14 protein-coding genes, 1 tRNA gene and 1 pseudogene are annotated in these 15068 nt (G+C 71.2%); 7 read left to right on the forward strand and 9 right to left on the reverse strand.

Annotated features, from left to right (window positions below):
• Window positions 1-39: 39 nt before the first annotated feature.
• Entirely contained in the window at window positions 40-750 is a 711-nt protein-coding gene (locus ACFPZ3_RS32965; RefSeq protein ID WP_379518206.1) for a hypothetical protein, read from the forward strand.
• On the opposite strand, the gene ACFPZ3_RS32970 is transcribed toward ACFPZ3_RS32965, so the two are convergent.
• From ACFPZ3_RS32970 to ACFPZ3_RS32980, 3 genes are read right to left on the reverse strand one after another with little or no spacing between them, the layout of a single operon-like run.
• Complete coding sequence (locus ACFPZ3_RS32970) at window positions 747-3335, reverse strand: LuxR C-terminal-related transcriptional regulator (RefSeq protein WP_379518207.1); 2589 nt, start codon at window positions 3333-3335, stop codon at window positions 747-749. The two genes, ACFPZ3_RS32965 and ACFPZ3_RS32970, sit on opposite strands and share 4 nt — an antisense overlap.
• Window positions 3336-3386: 51 nt before the next feature.
• Window positions 3387-3548, reverse strand: coding sequence for a hypothetical protein (locus ACFPZ3_RS32975; protein ID WP_379518208.1), 162 nt, complete (start codon window positions 3546-3548; stop codon window positions 3387-3389).
• Between the two features lie 35 nt (window positions 3549-3583).
• Window positions 3584-6697: a BTAD domain-containing putative transcriptional regulator gene (locus ACFPZ3_RS32980; RefSeq protein WP_379518209.1), complete on the reverse strand. Its 3114-nt coding sequence runs from the start codon at window positions 6695-6697 to the stop codon at window positions 3584-3586.
• A 189-nt stretch (window positions 6698-6886) separates the two neighbouring features.
• Between ACFPZ3_RS32980 and ACFPZ3_RS32985 the strand changes: the two genes are divergently transcribed.
• A complete protein-coding gene (locus tag ACFPZ3_RS32985; RefSeq protein ID WP_379518210.1) occupies window positions 6887-7405 on the forward strand; it encodes a universal stress protein in 519 nt (172 codons plus the stop codon).
• Here the strand turns inward: ACFPZ3_RS32985 and pdxR are convergent.
• Window positions 7361-8737 (reverse strand): MocR-like pyridoxine biosynthesis transcription factor PdxR, encoded by a 1377-nt coding sequence (gene pdxR, locus ACFPZ3_RS32990; RefSeq protein ID WP_379518211.1) that lies wholly within the window; start codon window positions 8735-8737, stop codon window positions 7361-7363. The genes ACFPZ3_RS32985 and pdxR overlap by 45 nt on opposite strands.
• A 67-nt stretch (window positions 8738-8804) precedes the next feature.
• Here pdxR and ACFPZ3_RS32995 point away from each other — a divergent pair, with 67 nt between their 5' ends.
• Window positions 8805-9962: an MFS transporter gene (locus ACFPZ3_RS32995; RefSeq protein ID WP_379518212.1), complete on the forward strand. Its 1158-nt coding sequence runs from the start codon at window positions 8805-8807 to the stop codon at window positions 9960-9962.
• On the opposite strand, the pseudogene ACFPZ3_RS70325 reads toward ACFPZ3_RS32995, so the two are convergent.
• Window positions 9928-10298: pseudogene (locus tag ACFPZ3_RS70325) on the reverse strand (heavy metal translocating P-type ATPase); the annotation flags it as partial. The gene ACFPZ3_RS32995 and the pseudogene ACFPZ3_RS70325 sit on opposite strands and share 35 nt — an antisense overlap.
• Here ACFPZ3_RS70325 and ACFPZ3_RS33000 point away from each other — a divergent pair.
• Window positions 10224-10796, forward strand: coding sequence for an RNA-guided endonuclease InsQ/TnpB family protein (locus ACFPZ3_RS33000; RefSeq protein ID WP_379518213.1), 573 nt, complete (start codon window positions 10224-10226; stop codon window positions 10794-10796). The pseudogene ACFPZ3_RS70325 and the gene ACFPZ3_RS33000 overlap by 75 nt on opposite strands.
• Window positions 10797-10849: 53 nt before the next feature.
• Here the strand turns inward: ACFPZ3_RS33000 and ACFPZ3_RS33005 are convergent, their stop codons facing one another.
• The gene (locus tag ACFPZ3_RS33005; protein WP_379518214.1) at window positions 10850-11797 is read right to left on the reverse strand and encodes a hypothetical protein; all 948 of its coding nucleotides are present in this window, start codon (window positions 11795-11797) and stop codon (window positions 10850-10852) included.
• Complete coding sequence (locus tag ACFPZ3_RS33010; protein WP_379518215.1) at window positions 11794-12006, reverse strand: heavy-metal-associated domain-containing protein; 213 nt, start codon at window positions 12004-12006, stop codon at window positions 11794-11796. Before ACFPZ3_RS33010 ends, ACFPZ3_RS33005 begins: the two co-directional genes overlap by 4 nt.
• Before the next feature lie 645 nt (window positions 12007-12651).
• Here ACFPZ3_RS33010 and ACFPZ3_RS33015 point away from each other — a divergent pair.
• The 3 genes from ACFPZ3_RS33015 (at window position 12652) to ACFPZ3_RS33025 (ending at window position 13606) form a co-directional block, all read left to right on the forward strand.
• Window positions 12652-12771 (forward strand): DLW-39 family protein, encoded by a 120-nt coding sequence (locus ACFPZ3_RS33015; RefSeq protein WP_020542320.1) that lies wholly within the window; start codon window positions 12652-12654, stop codon window positions 12769-12771.
• Between the two features lie 15 nt (window positions 12772-12786).
• The gene (locus tag ACFPZ3_RS33020) at window positions 12787-13515 is read left to right on the forward strand and encodes an HAD-IA family hydrolase (RefSeq protein WP_379518216.1); all 729 of its coding nucleotides are present in this window, start codon (window positions 12787-12789) and stop codon (window positions 13513-13515) included.
• A 15-nt stretch (window positions 13516-13530) separates the two neighbouring features.
• Window positions 13531-13606: transfer RNA gene (locus ACFPZ3_RS33025), tRNA-Ala, on the forward strand.
• 56 nt (window positions 13607-13662) lie between these two features.
• Here ACFPZ3_RS33025 and ACFPZ3_RS33030 read toward each other — a convergent pair.
• Together ACFPZ3_RS33030 and ACFPZ3_RS33035 are read right to left on the reverse strand one after the other, a co-directional pair.
• Window positions 13663-14853, reverse strand: coding sequence for a tyrosine-type recombinase/integrase (locus tag ACFPZ3_RS33030; protein ID WP_379518217.1), 1191 nt, complete (start codon window positions 14851-14853; stop codon window positions 13663-13665).
• A complete protein-coding gene (locus ACFPZ3_RS33035) occupies window positions 14853-15059 on the reverse strand; it encodes a helix-turn-helix domain-containing protein (protein ID WP_138664004.1) in 207 nt (68 codons plus the stop codon). Before ACFPZ3_RS33035 ends, ACFPZ3_RS33030 begins: the two co-directional genes overlap by 1 nt.
• Window positions 15060-15068 lie beyond the last annotated feature (9 nt).

A 15068-nucleotide genomic window follows, 5' to 3' on the forward strand; every position in this document is an offset into this window, starting at 1 on the left:
GGCTGCGAAGCCGGGGCCGATAGCCGCATAATCCACCTGATGCCGAAATTTCAGGACCTGTCCGAATATGCGGCGGCCCTCGCCCCCATCATCAACGTGGCCCACGTCAACGTGCACGCCGCGGCCGCCAGAGCCGTCGCCGAGCTGGCCGAGACCACGGGCGTGACCCCCGGATTCCTGTACGACCTGCGCTTCACCCTCCCCCTCCGCCCGGTGACCCGTCCTGAGCTGGCCACGATCTACCGCTACGGCGACGCGGCGGAGCGCGAACCGAGCCTTCGGGAGCACGTGAGCCAAGGCACGCTGACCGAGGACGGCGACGGGGCGCTGCGGCTGACGGCCGAGGGACTCGACTTCGTCCACCGCCTGTACGACCTGCACGCCACCGCGGCCGAACGCGTCTGGGCGGGCAGCGACCTGGACGGGCTGGTGGGCAGGGTGCTCGACGGGGCCGAGCGGCTGCCCGGCGGCGCGCTGGAGCTGGTGGCGCCGCCGTACGAGCCGGAGGCCGCGGCACCGGAGCTGCTGCTGTTCAACCGGCTGGCCGCGTTCCGGTACCACCGCGCCGACGCCCACGCCGCCGCCTGGCAGGCGCGGGGCCTGTCCGCGAGCGAGATCGTCACTCTGACGGACGGGCCCCTGCACGCGGAGATCGAGGCGGAGACGAACCGGCGGGCCGCGGCGCCGTACAGGGTCCTGTCGGAAGAGCAACGGGAGGCCCTGTACGACGGCCTGCTCAAGCTGGTCTAGAGCGCCGTGAGCAGGCGGCCCACCTGGGTGCGGTCGTTCACGCCGAGCTTCTCGTACGCGGCCTGCAGATGGTTCGCCGCCGTCCGCGTGGACAACGTGAGCCGATCGGCGATCTGCCGGTTCGTCAGCCCGGCCGCCGCGAGCTGAACGATCTCCCGCTGCCGCGGCGTCAGCTCCGGCGTGGCCAGCTCGACCAGCGCCGGAGTCGAGACCCCTGAGCAGAGCCTGGCCAGCGCGCACGCCCGCGTCTCCGCACCCCTGGCCAGCGTGCCCCGGCCGGCCTCCCGGTAGGCGGCCGCCTCATGGGCGGTGGCCTCGGCCGCGTACAACATCATCCCCCTCCGCTCGAACTCCGCCGCCACCGCCCGCAGCGCGTCCGGATCCCCCAGGGCCAGCGCGTGCCTGGCCAGCAGCGCCGCCAGCGGACCCTCCATCTCCAGGGCCAGCGCCCGCAGCCGGTCCACGGCCGGCGACGGGACGCCGAGGCGTACCAGGTCGTGCAGCGCGAACATGAGGGCGCCGCGCAACTCGTGCCGCTCCGCGTGCTCGGCCGACAGCAGGCACAGCCGTACGGCCTCCTCCAGGTCGCCGCTCGCCGCCGCCACCCACACCCCGGCGTGCAGCGTGTGCTGCCGGGTGAAGGCCCACCGCGCCGTCATCTCCTGGGCCTCGGCCAGCGACCGCCTGGCCTCGCCGAGCCGGCCGAGCAGCGCCAGCGCGTGCGCCTGCTCGGCGACGCAGCGCCCCAGATACGGCTCCCGCACGGCCAGCCTGGCCATTTCGTCCCTGCACCAGCGCACCGCCTCCTCGGCGTCACCGCGCAACCGGGCGACCATCGCCCGATAGGCCCCGAAACCGGTCACCGACAACTCGGCGGCGGGCAGCTCCATGCCGCGCTCCGCGGTGCTCGCCGCCGCCTCCAGCCGCCCGGAGAACGCCTGCGCGGCGCAGAGCGCGTCCAGGAACGTCGGCAGCGCGTGCGGGGCCTCGTGCTGCCAGGTCTCGACCGTCGCCATCGTGCGATCGGCCACGGCCAGGGCACGTTCCGTACGGCCCGCGTACGCCTCGACCCACGCCTCCAGCGATGCCGTGTGCGCCATGCCCCGCACGGTTCCCGGCACGCACGCCCTGGCCCCGGCCAGCGCCTGCGCGGCCCCGGTGAGCCGGCCGGCGAAGCAGTCGGTGACCGCGCGGTAGGCGTAGGCCTGCTGCCGCCACCCGGGATCGCTCAGCGTCGAGATCGCCGTGTCGAGCACGTGGCACGCCTCCGCGTCCGCGCCCGCCCACGCCAGGTTCACCCCCAGGCTGAAGGCGTGCTGGGCGCGCTCGCTCTCGGTCACCGCGTCCCGCGCCGCCAGGCGCAGCGTGGTCACCGCCGAGTCCGCGTCGCCCAGCACCATGAGCACCTCGCCGAGCAGCGCGACCGCCGACACTCCTGCCCCCGCGTCGATCGCGGCCCTGGCCAGCCGGGCGGCCAGCCGGGGATCCTGCCTGCCCCAGGCCAGTTTCGCGGCCGAGGCCAGCATCGCGGGGTCGGTGACAGAACCGCTGTCCAGCCGCCACACGGCCGCGCGCAGCTCGTCCTCGCGCCGCCGCAGGCCCGTGGCCTCCAGCGACTCGGCCAGCGTCCGCAGTCGCCGCCTGGCCCGCAGCGTGCCGCAGTCACCGCGTACCACCTCGCCGTAGAGCGGGTGGCCCAGCCGCAGGTGCTCGCGCCGGCCGTCGTCCACGGTCACCACCAGCCCGCGGGCCTCGACCTGTTCGACCGCCCGCGCCGAGGTGAGCTCCACGAGCAGCTCGGTACCCAGCGGCTCCCCGAACGCCACCAGCTCGAGCACCTCGCGCTCGTCCTGGTCGAGGTGGCCGAGCCGGTCGCCGACCAGCTCGCGCAGCCGGGTCGACATGGACATCTCGCCGCGCCAGCGCCACACGCCGTCCCGCTCGGTCAGGCAGCCCGCGGCCCGTCCCGCGTGCACGACCTCACGCAGGTAGAGCACGTTCCCCTCACTGACCCTGGCCAGATGCCGCACGGTCTCCGCCACCACCTCACCCCCGAGCGCCCCCGCGAGCACCTGCCCGACCTCCGCCACGGTCAGCGGCGGCAGCTCGATCCGCTCCAGCAGCTCGTCCTTCCACAACGCGATCACCGGATCCGGCTGCGGCTCCCCCGACCTGACCGTCACCAGCAGACGTGCCTCCTCCTTCTCCGCCAGATAGTGCACCAGCGCCGCCGAGGCCGGGTCCAGCCGGTGCGCGTCGTCCACGCTCACCAGCAGCCCGCGCTGCCCCGCCAGGTCGCGCAGGTGGCGCGCGGCCCAGCGCAGCAGGTTCTCGCCGTCACGCGGCGGCCCTGTCAGTACGTGCGCGAACGCCCCGAACGGGATCATCGCCGCGGTCTCCGTGCCCAGCGCGCGCACGACCGTGTACCCGGGTAACCCGGTCAACGCCTGCGCCGCCAGCCTGCTCTTGCCTACCCCTGCCGCCCCGGCGATCATCATGCCTGCTCCCGACCGCAACTTCTCCCGTACGGTCGTTAGTGGCCCCCCTCGCCCGACGAACGGCCAGCCGCTCCCGTGCTCGCTCATCGTGCCTCCCCTCTCGCCACTTCATCGTGGCGAGAGAAGTTCGCGGGAGGTTCAGGCCGGGTCCCGCTTCAGGCCGGCGGCGGCGAGCAGCAGGTCGATGACGGCTTCCTGGCCGCTGAACGGCACCGGCTCGCCCCCGACCTCTTCGAGCAGCCCGCGGAGCTGGCCGCCGGATTGCTCGGGCTCGACCAGCCGGACGATGACCGTTCTCATCTGTTCACGATCTCCCCGAGCGGTTCAGGTCTGGTTCAGGTGGGATACGGAGCGGGCTCCACCTCCAGCTCGCGCATGAGTTCCGCGTAGAGCTGATAGCGCCTGCGCGCGTCGCCCCGGCGCCCGGACAGGTCGAGGACGCGTACCAGGCCGAGGTGGGCGCGCTCGTCGTAATGGTCGCGTTCGAGCAGGCGAAGCCAGTAGCGGGCGGCCTCGTCGTAGCGCTGCTCGCCGGTCCTGGCCGTGGCGAGCCTGGCCGCCGCCTGCACGTAGGCCAGCCTGGCCTGCTCGCGCAGCCCGACCGCCCAGTCCGCGTACGGGTCCTCCTCGCAGAACTCCCCGCCGTAGGAGTTCTCGGCCGCCGCCCACCGCTCCAGCGCCTCCGGCGCACCCGCCTGATCCAGCCGCACGGCCTCAGCCACCAGATCCATAAAAATCTCTACATCGACCTGTACGTGAGCCAGCTCCAGCCGCAACGCGCCCTCATCCGACACCACGATCTCGTCCGCCGGCCATTCGTGCCCCGGATCGAGCACGGCCCGCAACGTGGACACCATGACGTTCAGCCGCCGCAGCCCCACCGCCTCGTCCTCCTGCTCCGGCCAGAGGATCTCCACCAGCCGCTCCCTGCCGATCCCGCTCCCCCTGCGGCTGACCAGGATCTTCAGCAGGTCACGCGCCTTGCGCGACTGCCACGCCGTACGCGGGATGGGCACCGCCCCGCGCACCACCCGGAACGTTCCCATGGTCTCGACCAGCAGCTTCGCCACGCGCGGGGGAGAGGTGCGGGCGATCAGCGCCTCGATCCGGCCGTCGAGCGCCCGGCAGCCGATCGCGTGCATGCGCTCGCGCACCGCCACGGCCACCTCGCCGCCGGTCGCGGGATCGGACAGGGCGGCCCTGACCAGCTCGGCCCTGGCCCGCCCGATGGGGTCGCCGAGCGTCGCCCACCTGCGTACCGCCTCCTCGGCCAGCCGGGCGTCCCCGTCGAGTTCGGCGCGCAACTCCGCGACGGCGGCCTGCGCGGCGTGGTCCCTGCGGGCCACCGCGATCGGCTCGGTCTGGTCGAGCAGCACCCTGGCGTCCTCCCGCCGCCCGGCCGCCAGCGCCACCCGGGCGGCCACGACCCTGGCGGCCACCCCGGCGATGCCGTCGGCGTGCTCCAGCGCCCGCCGCGCGACGCGGGTGGCCTCCTCGGGATCCTCCTCGGCCAGCACGTCGGCCAGCCCGTTGAGCGCCTGGGACAGCGCCTGCACCTCGCCCGACGGGGTCGCCTGGACGACCACCCGCGTGTAGAGCGCCGCCGCCGTCCTGCGGTCGCCGCGCAGGGCGTGCACGGCGGCCAGCCGGTTCAGGCCCGCGCCGGTCAGGCCTGAGCCCATCGCCTCCCACCTGGCCGCCGCGTCGGCGGCCTCGGTCGCGGCCTCCTCCAGGCGGCCCAGGCCGATGAGCGCCTTGGCGCGGTTGGCCACGTTCAGGGCGGCGAAGGGGGCGAAGGCCACCAGGTCCGACAACCGGCCGGCGATCTCCGTCTCGGCCAGCGCCTCCTCGTACGCGGCCTCGTCCAGGAACCGCGAGGCCCGGTTGGCGTGGATGCGGATGAGCTGCACCATGTCCCCTGCCCGCTCGGCGTAGGCCAGGGCACGCAGGTAGTAGGCGTCGTTCGCGCGGCGGTCGCCGTCGAGGGCCGACAACATGGCCAGGACCGTGTTCGCCATGGCCAGGGCGCTCGGATCGCCCAGGCTCGTGGCCTGCTCCATCGCCTTGTCCACCAGTTCGGCGCAGGCCGCGCGGTCGCCCTTCAGCCAGTGGACCGAGGCCATGGAGGCGGCGCACATGGCGGCGTCGGCGGGCGGCAGGCCGTGGGCGTAGCCCCGCTCGTACATGGCCATGGCCTGGTCCAGCTCGCCGCGCATGTGGTCGATGAAGGCCAGCCGCCTGGCCACCGACGCGTCGAACGCGGGCCCCTCGGCGGCCTGGGACAACAACTCGCGGGCCCGGGGCCAGTGGCCGCGGTTCTGCTCGGCGACCCCGGCCAGCTTGAGCATCGCGGGAGCGCGCCTGACGGCCTCGGGTAACAACTCCAGCGCGGCCGGCACGTCGCCGCGCTCGGCCAGGCGCGGGCCGTGGGCGTCGAGCAGCGCGGCGGCCAGACCGGGGTGGGCGGTCGCGACGGCGGCGCGCAGGGCCAGCTCGGGGCGGTCGTGCTCGACGTACCAGCGGGCGGCCACCGCGGCCACGTCATGGGCCTCGTGCCGGTCGAGCGGGGCGTGCTTGGCCAGCACGTGCCCGCCGGGCGAGGTCAGCCGATGGCCGTCCTGGTCCGCCTCCAGGAACAGCCCGCGCCCGGCCAGCGCGGTCAGCGTGTCGGGCGGCGCGCCCAGCGTGGCGGCCAGGCCGGGGGTCAGCACCGGCAGCACGGTCGCGGCGCGCAACAACTCGCGCATCGCGGCGGGCAGGTCCTCGAACGCGGCCAGCGTGAGCCGTTCCAGCGTGGCGGAGTTCGCGGTCAGGCCCGCCACGGTGCCGCGCCAGGCAGCGGGATCCTCGCGGGCCAGCGCGTCGAGCGCGGCCTGCACCGCGGCCGGCCAGCCGCCGCAGGTGCGGTGCAACTCGGCGGCGATGGCCGAGCCCGCCTCCCCCAGCAGGGCCCGCGCCCAGGCGGCCGTCTCGTCCGGGGTGAGCGCGAGGTCGAGGGCGTCGAGGTCGAGCACCTCGTGGTCCTGGCGCAGCCGGGCGGTCGGGAACGGCAGCGGCACCCGCGACGCCATCACCAGGTGCAGATGCCGGGGCGCCGCCCTGACCAGCGTCTCCAGATAGCGGACAGGCCCCGGCGCGCCCGCGATCGCCTCGATGCCGTCGAAGACCACGACCAGCCCGCGCCGCAACAGCACGGCCAGCGCCTCGGCCAGCGCGCCCGCCAGCGCCGCGGCCCTGGACGACTCGTCCGCGCCCGGCCCCAGCGGCGCTCCCGCCGCGGTCACCAGGTCGGCGGGTAACTCGGGCACCCTGCCGGACAGCGCGGCGGCCACCGCCCCGGCCAGCGTGGGCAGGTCACGGTCGGCGGGCCCGAGCCGGTGCAACACCGCGCCCACGGCCAGGCTCCAGCCGTCGAGCGCGGTGGACTTCCCATAGCCCGTGGTAGCCACGAGCGCAGTGAGCCGGTGCACAAGGGCCCCGTCAAGCCGCCGGTCGAGGGCGGGACGGGGCCGCACCCACCCTCGTTCCACCCCCGCATGCTACGCCCGCTCTCGCAAGGGACTCCAGAGTTCCCAAAGTGCCACCTCCCGGTAACCAGCGGGGTGGCGCACTATGGTCGTACTTCGACAGGAGGCACCGTGGAACAGGATCTGCCCGGCGGTGCGCGGCTCATCGTCGGGGTCGACGAGTCGCCGGCCGCGCGCTGGGCGCTGGCCTGGGCCATCGGCGCGGCGAGGCTGCACCGGATGGCCCTCGTGGCCGTGCACGTGAGCCGCGCACCCGTCCATCCCTTCCCCGAGGCGCTGCCCGTGCAGCACGCGGTCAGGGTGGGCGAGGAGGCGCGCTGCACGGAGGTCGTCACGAGCGTGTTCGAGGACGTCGCGGGCGGAGTGCCCGACGACCTCACGACGGCCGTGGTGGCCAGGGTCGGCGACCCCGGTTACCACCTCGTCGACCTGGCACGCGAGGGCGACCTGCTGGTGCTCGGAAGGGGGCGGCGCGGCCTGCTCAGCCGCATCTTCCTGCCCTCGACCAGCATGTACTGCGCGCGGCACGCCCGTACGACGATCGTGATCGTGCAGCAGCCCTCGCCGCCCGACGACCCCGAGATGTCAGGGGAGCGCCAGCGGCGGTTCTGGACGCGCCGACATCCGTGACCTGAGCAGGCGCAGGCCCTCGGGGACCGCGTCCGTGCCGATCGCGCCGTAGCCCAGGACCAGGCCGGTTCTGGCCGGAGTCGTGCCGCAGTACGCCTCCAGGGTCTCCACCGCGAGATCAGGTCCTGGACGCACGGAGACGCCGAGGGCACAAAGGTGCAACCCCGCCGTGGACGGGACCACGTACGCCCTGAGCGCCTCCGCGATCATGGCGTGCCTGGTGGCGTACTCGCGGGTGGCCTTCCTGATGTGCCTGGCCAGCAGGCCCTCGTCGATGAAGCGGGCCAGTGCGGCCTGCGTGGGCAGCTCGCCGTGCCAGTCGGACAGCTGCCTGGCCACGCGCAGGGCCGGGGCGAGCGAGGCGGGGGCGATCAGGAAGCCGAGCCTGAGCATCGGGAGCAGGGTCTTGGAGAACGAGCCCACGTAGATGACGCGGCCGGCGCGGTCGAGGCTCTGGAGGGGTTCGAGCGGGCGCTCGCCGAAGCGGAACTCGCTGTCGTAGTCGTCCTCGATGATCACCGCCCGGCGGCGTTCGGCCCAGGCCAGCAGGGCGGCGCGGCGGGCCAGCGACATGGGCGTGCCCAGGGGGAACTGGTGCGACGGGGTGACGTACACGAGGCTCGCCGCCCGGGGGATCGCCGCGACGTCGATGCCCTCGCCGTCCACCGGCACGCTCGCGACCCTGGCGCCGAGCGAGCGGAAGAGCAGGCGGGCCGGCGGGTAGCCCGGCTCCTCGACGGCGACGACGTCGCCCGGCTCGATCAGGACGCGGCCGATGAGGTCCAGCGCCTGCTGGGCGCCATTGGTGATCAGCACGTCGCCGGGGCCCGCGTGGACCGAGCGGCTGAGGCCGATGTGCCTGGCTATGGCCTCGCGCAGAGGCTCGTGGCCGGTCGGATCGCCGTATCCGGCGGCGCTCACCCGCAGTTCGCGCGACACCAGCCGGCGCCAGGTCTCCATGGGGAACAGGCGGGCGTCGGGGATGCCGACGCGGAAGTCGTACCGGGCCTTGGTCGGGCCTTTCGGGGGTTCCACGTCTTTCCAGATGGGACGGGGGGATACGACGCCTTTCGGGGCGGCTCTGCCTCTGACCGGGGCCGCCGAGACGAACGTGCCCGCGCCCGCCCGGCCCACCACGAACCCGTCGGCTCCCAGGCGGTCGTAGGCGAGGGCGACCGTGTTCCTGGAGATCTCCAGGCGGCGGGCCAGCTCCCTGGTCGGGGGGAGCCGCTCGCCGGATCGCAGCCGGCCGTCCAGGATGGCGTCGAGGAGCTGGCGATACACCTGTGCGGCCAGGTCACCGCGGCCTTCGAGGCTGATGTGAACATCCATCTTGGCCCAATCATTTCACCAGATATTGGAGCTTATATCGGGACAAGGTGGGATTGAGGATGAGTGCATGTCCTCTCGGGTCCTCGCGCACGCGCAACTCGCGAACTCCATCGGCGACGGCGTGTACCTCGTCACCTCCGCGTTCTACTTCGCCCAGATCGTCGGCCTGCCGGCCACCCAGATCGGCCTCGGCCTGACACTGGGCTGGGGCGTCGGCGCGGTGGCCGGCGTACCGCTGGGGCACCTGGCCGACCGGCGCGGGCCGCGCGGCGTCGCCGTCCTGCTCGCCCTCGCCACCGCCGCGGCGGTCGCCTCGTTCCTGTTCGTGCGCTCGTTCGCGCCGTTCGTCCTGGTCGCCTGCCTGTACGGCACCGCGCAGACCGGCTTGTCGGCCGCCCGCCAGGCCCTGCTCGCCGCCCTGGTCGAGCCGTCCGAGCGCACCCGCGTACGGGCGATGTCGCAGGCCACGCTCAACGGCGGCCTGGCCGCCGGGGCGGCGGTGGGCGGAGTGGCGTTGTACCTCGGAACCCGGGAGGGGTATCTGGCGGTGTTCGCGCTCGACGCCATGAGCTTCCTCGTGGCCGCCGGGCTGCTGCTCAGGCTGCCTTCCGTACGGGCTTGCGCGCCTTCCGGGTCTCGCCTGGAGGTGCTCAGGGACCGGCCCTTCGCGCTCGTCACGCTGATCAACGCCGTCATGTTGTTCTACATGCCGCTGCTCAGCCTGGTCGTGCCGCTCTGGATCGCCGCCCGCACCAGTGCTCCGACCTGGGTGCTCTCGGCTCTGCTGCTGATCAACACGGGTGGCGTGCTGCTGTTCCAGGTGCGAGTGGCCCGACGGGTGAAGGGGCTGCGGGACGCCTCCGCGGCGGTGCGGCGGGCGGGGGTGCTGATGTTCGGGGCCTGCGTGGTGTTCGCGCTGAGCCCGTACGGGTGGATGTTCCTGATCGTGGCGGCGCTGCTGCAGGTGACCGCCGAGATGTTGCTGGCCGCGGGCGGCTGGGAGATCGCCTTCACGCTCGCCCCCGACGATCGGCAGGGGCAGTACCAGGGCTTCTTCGGCACCGGCGTGGCCGTGGCCAGGATGCTGGGCCCTGTCGTGCTCACCACGCTCGTACTCGGCGGGGGGACGCTGGGCTGGCTGCTGACCGGCACGATGTTCGTGCTGGCCGGCGCCGCGATGGCGCCGGCCGTCAGGAGAAGCGGCGTAGGCGCAGGCTGTTGGTGACCACGAAGACGCTGGAGAAGGCCATCGCCGCTCCCGCGATCATCGGGTTGAGCAGGCCGAGGGCGGCCAGCGGCAGAGCGGCCACGTTGTAGGCGAACGCCCAGAACAGGTTGCCTTTGATGGTGGACAGCGTGCGACGGGACAGTCGGATCGCATCCGCCGCGACCCGCAGGTCATCGCAGATTCGTCCACGCCGCCCTGTGGAACGGCCAGCCCGCGTATGCCACCACCGGCGCCGCCAACGTCAACCACTGCCAGTACGTGAACTGCAACGGCGGGATCATCGCCATCGCCACCACCAGCACCGGCAGCCGACACTGCGGCAAGGCCTTGAACGCCGTCCGCCACCGCCGGCGCGAGCTGCCCCGCCGGTTGCAGGCCAAGCAGACCAAGTCCGCCCGGCGACTGCTGAAAAAGCGGCGCCGGGCCGAGGCGCGATTCGCCACCAACACCAATCATGTCATCGCCAAGCAGATCGTGACCGAGGCAGAACGCACCGGCAACGGCATCGCCCTGGAAGACCTCCAAGGCATCCGCGACCGGGTACGGCTTCGCAAGCCCCAGCGGGTCACGCTGCATTCCTGGAGCTTCCACCAGCTCGGAGCCTTCATCGCCTACAAGGCGGCCCGCGCCGGGGTCGCCGTCATCCACGTCGATCCGGCCTACACCTCCCAGCAATGCTCTTCGTGCGGGCATGTGGACCGCGGCAACCGGCTCGATCAAGCCTCTTTCTCCTGTACGTCGTGCGGCTTCGCTGAGCATGCCGATGTCAACGCAGCCCGCAACATCGCCGCACGCGGCGTGACGGGCTGGGCAGTGAGTCACGCTGCCTGACGCGGACCAGACCGTCGACGCCATCGACGGCGAGGAGCTGCAAGCTCGGTCGTTTACGGCCGAGAAGCTGACTGCGTGTGGCTGTGGGTGGCGGAGGGGGCGTGGCCGTCGGAGAGGGTGGCCGTGGCGGTGAAGCTCGCCGTACGGACCTTGTCCTCGTGCTGGAAGTCGAGGAAGAGGCGGTAGTCGCCGCGGCTGGGCACCTCCGCGTAGAAGACGATCTCCGGGCCCGCCTTGTCGCTCTCCTCCGGATGCACGTGCAGGTAGGCGAGATCGCCGGCGCGCAGGGCGACCAGATGGCCGTACGCGCCGAGGTAGGGCTGCAGGTCGGTGACCGGCTCCCCGTCCTTGCTGACCGTGAGCGTGAGCTTGCTGGACCTTCCTGGGACGAGGTCTCCGGAGAGGTTCACAGTGTAGTCGTCGACGGCCGCCGTACGGCTGACGTGGGGGAGCGGCTCGGGGCGGTAGTCGCCCGCGGCCTGCAGGTCCACGCCCAGGGTGAGCTTCTCGCCGCCCTTGGGGACGAAGTCGGCGAAGGCACGGTACGCGCCCGGCTTCGGCAGGGTCAGCTTGACCGACCAGGTGCCGGTGCCGTCGTCGGCCAGGTTCGGGTGGATGTGCTGGAAGCTGGTCAGGTCGCGGGAGGCGACGATGAAGTGCAGCTTCTTGTCGTGCTCGACCTGGTAGTCGGTGAGTGGCTTGCCGTCGGGGGCGATCACGGTGAACTTGAAGTCCGTCGGGACACCGGTCGTGATCGAGGTGATCGGGTTGAGGGTGTAGCCGTTCTGCGACACTTGGAGCCCCCCGGGGGTATCGCTCTGCGCTTGTTGTTGCTGTGGGTGCTCCTCCGCATGTGGTGCGGCGGCCGTGGCGTGCTCTTCCACGTGTGGTGCGGCCGCGCTTTTCGTCGTCGGGCCCACTGCCTTGCCCACGCCCAGGGCGCCGCCGAAGAGTACGGCCAGGCCCAGGGCGTACGAGCCGAGCTTGGTGGCCGTGTTCATGACGGGCCCGCCATCTCGTAACCGGCCTCCTCGACCGCGGCGGTGATCTCCGCCGGGTCCACGGGGGCGTCGCTCTTGATGGTCAGCAGTCCGATGGGCAGATCCACCTCTACGTTCGTGACGCCGGCGACCTCGCCGACCTCCTCCTTGACCGAGCTCACGCAGTGGCCGCAGGTCATGCCGTGCACGGTGTAGGTGGTGGTGCTCATGGCGGGCTCCTCGCGCGTCTCTGGTCTCCGCTGTTTCGAGTCTAACACCGTACCCCCCTAGGGTATTCAGATCGTCGTCTCACATGGAGATACGGCCCGGCGGTCGCATCGGTTTGCCCGCTAATACCCCATTGGGGTATTTGAAATCGCAGAGTACGTACCCTCTAGGGGTATGTCAAGCGCCACCGAGCGCCGTGAGTTTGATCACCCATCTGTGCGCCGCCGTTGCCCCCTGCGTCGCTGTGCAGGGACAACAGCAGCGCAGGGACGACCGCGACCACCTGTCAGCCGTCGCCCCCTCTCACAAGAGGTCATCTGGACAGGCCACCACCTGGCTACTGTGCGCGTCAGGGCGGGATCTTTGGCATGATCGAGCTGTTGTCCAACCGTCACCAGCTATCCATCCATCACCCCGTCACTCGTGACCGAAATCATCTTGTCGCTCGGAAATGTTGTTGACTGGGATGTTGTCCAAGAAGAGACAGATATAGCGGCCCCACCAGGGGTTGAACGCCCGCCCTTCGCACATTCCGCACATCTGGTTCGTGCGCAACACAGGGAGCGCAGCCATCCCTTGCTAGGCTGCTTGTCAACCGTTGGGTCTCACCCCGGCAGGTGAGGCCGTCTAAGAAGTGGGGTCACACCGTGAAGAAGCTGCTCGTTCTGGCGCTGATCGCCCTTGGGGGGTTGCTGATCTGGCGTAAGGTGCAGGCCGACCGCGCAGAGCTCGATCTCTGGACCGAGGCGACCGGCAGCGAGAACTAACCGACCGGCGAGGCGATGAGTGACGTCGTCCCCATCAAGCTGGTGTGCCTGGACCTGGCAGGCACCACAGTCGGTGACATCGCCATGGTCGAGCGCGCCTTCGCCGAGGCGATCGCGACTCAGGGCATAGTGCCCGGGACCGGAGCGTACGCGCGAGCCATGGTTCACGTGCACCGGTCCCGGGGCTGCCCCAAGATCGATGTCTTCCGCGGGATCTTCACCGAGAACGAGGCCCAGGCCCAGGCGGCGAACCTGACGTTCGAACGCTCCTATGAGGGTGCGTTGGAGCGGGCAGGTCTCGTACCCGTGCCCGGAGTCCTGGAGGTTCTCGACAAGCTCCGCGGCACCGGCATCAAGCTCGCCCTGATCACCGGCTTCAGCCGCGCCACCCTGAGCCGCATCCTGAGCCACCTGGGCTGGCACGACAAGATCGACCTCGCCATCTCCCCCGAGGACGCCGGCGGTCGCGGCCGCCCTTGGCCGGACATGGTCCTGCACGCGGTGCTCCGCCTGGGGGTCGATGACGTACGTCAGGTGGCGGTCATCGGCGACTCGGAGAGCGACATGCTCTGCGGCAAACGAGCCGGGGCCTCGATCGTGGCGGGGGTGATGACCGGCGTACACAGCCGCGAACGCCTCCTGAAGGGCGGAGCGACACACATCCTGGACTCGATCGCGGATTTTCCTGGCTTGGTCCTGAGTGACGACCTTGGTACGACGCAGGTGGCTTCTTCCGCCCGGTAAGCTATCTTCGTCGAAGGGGCCTTAGCTCAGTTGGCAGAGCGCCTGCTTTGCAAGCAGGAAGTCAGGAGTTCGAATCTCCTAGGCTCCACCAGCGAAAACACCCCGCCACTGATCATGTGACGGGGTGTCCGTGCCATTAACGTGCCATTAGCCTGCGGGGACCAGCGCGCCCGTGCTGCCGTCGTCATCTCCCTTCTTGGGCTTTTTCTTCGCCTTCTTCTGCTCGGCTTTGACGCGGGCCGAGAGTGCGTCGGCGATCTTCTGGTCAGCGTCTCGGGTGGCGTGCTGGTAGATGAGCGCGGCCCGGTCGCTGTCGTGTCCCATGCGTGCCTTGAGATCGGCGAGGCTCGCTCCTGACTGGGCCGCCAGGGTGTTGCCGGTGTGCCGGAGATCGTGAAAGTGCAGCCCTTGCACGCCCATCTCCTTGAGCGCGTCGGCCCACTTGGCCTCACGCCGGAAGTTGCTTCCCCGGAGGAACGCCCCGCGCTTACCGAGGAACACGAAGGCGTCTTCGGCCTCATCCACGTACGTCGCCAGGTGTTCGGCGAGGACCGGGATGATCACCGAGGGGATGCTGACGGTTCGTCGGCCAGCCTTCGACTTGAGTGGTCCAAGGCGCATCTCGCCGCCGTCGAGTTCGAGGAGCTGTTCCCGTACGTTGACGGTGCGGGTTTGCAGGTCGATGCTCGACCGGCGAAGTGCCGTCACCTCACCCCACCGCAGACTGGCGAAGGTGGTCAGGAGGACCATGGCCCTGAAACGGCGGTCGGCCATCCGGTCGGCCAGCTCGAAGACCTGGGCCACGGTGAGCACCGGGCGTTCCGGGGTGTGCTCATTGCCCGCGCCCTTGATCCGGCACGGGTTGCGGCTGATCATCTTGTCCTCTTCGACCGCCGTCATCAGCACGGCCCGAAGCAGGCGGTACGCCTTCGCCGCCGTCGAAACGGAGACCCCACGGTCGAGAAGTCCGGCACGCCACGCACGGACCGTCTTCGCCGTCAGCTTGCCGACGGGCACCTTGCCCAGCGTCGGGACGATGTGACGTTCCAGGAGCCACGTGTACAGCTCCAAAGTCTTCGGCCGCAGTCCCGGACGCTCCTTGATCCAGTCCCGCGCGTAGACGGCCAGCTCGATCTTGCCGCGCTCGGGGTCGGTCCATTCCCCCGAGATCATCTGCGCTTCGATGAGCGTCAGAGCGCGATCGGCGTCCGTCCTGGTGCCGTAGGTCGCCGTACCTGTGTGGATCACGCCGTCTGGGCCGGGATAGCGAATCTGGAAGCGTCCGGACGGGAGCTTGCGGATATTGCCGAAACGCCGGTGACCATCCTTATTGGCCATCAGGCAGCCCTCCCCGTGACGTTGCTGCGCGTGAGTGGTGTGACAGTGCCCGCGACGACGAAGGCGATCAGGGCCGATTCGCGGATACGGACGTGTCGGCCGACCTTTACGAACTCGATGCGTCGTTCGGAGATCAGGCGACGGACGAAGCGAACCGAGGTGTGCAGCAGCTCGGCCGCTTCATCGACGGTCAGTAGCTGGTCCATGTATCTGCC

The organism is Nonomuraea insulae (assembly GCF_042656245.1).

What these genes read in the sequence shown, in the direction of transcription:
- ACFPZ3_RS32965 (WP_379518206.1), top strand. Translation starts at nt 40, where the DNA reads ATGCCGAAATTTCAGGACCTGTCCGAATATGCGGCGGCCCTCGCCCCC.
- ACFPZ3_RS32970 (WP_379518207.1), bottom strand. Translation starts at nt 3,335, where the DNA reads ATGAGCGAGCACGGGAGCGGCTGGCCGTTCGTCGGGCGAGGGGGGCCA.
- ACFPZ3_RS32975 (WP_379518208.1), bottom strand. Translation starts at nt 3,548, where the DNA reads ATGAGAACGGTCATCGTCCGGCTGGTCGAGCCCGAGCAATCCGGCGGC.
- pdxR (WP_379518211.1), bottom strand. Translation starts at nt 8,737, where the DNA reads ATGGATGTTCACATCAGCCTCGAAGGCCGCGGTGACCTGGCCGCACAG.
- ACFPZ3_RS32995 (WP_379518212.1), top strand. Translation starts at nt 8,805, where the DNA reads ATGTCCTCTCGGGTCCTCGCGCACGCGCAACTCGCGAACTCCATCGGC.
- ACFPZ3_RS33005 (WP_379518214.1), bottom strand. Translation starts at nt 11,797, where the DNA reads ATGAACACGGCCACCAAGCTCGGCTCGTACGCCCTGGGCCTGGCCGTA.
- ACFPZ3_RS33010 (WP_379518215.1), bottom strand. Translation starts at nt 12,006, where the DNA reads ATGAGCACCACCACCTACACCGTGCACGGCATGACCTGCGGCCACTGC.
- ACFPZ3_RS33020 (WP_379518216.1), top strand. Translation starts at nt 12,787, where the DNA reads ATGAGTGACGTCGTCCCCATCAAGCTGGTGTGCCTGGACCTGGCAGGC.
- ACFPZ3_RS33030 (WP_379518217.1), bottom strand. Translation starts at nt 14,853, where the DNA reads ATGGCCAATAAGGATGGTCACCGGCGTTTCGGCAATATCCGCAAGCTC.
- ACFPZ3_RS33035 (WP_138664004.1), bottom strand. Translation starts at nt 15,059, where the DNA reads ATGGACCAGCTACTGACCGTCGATGAAGCGGCCGAGCTGCTGCACACC.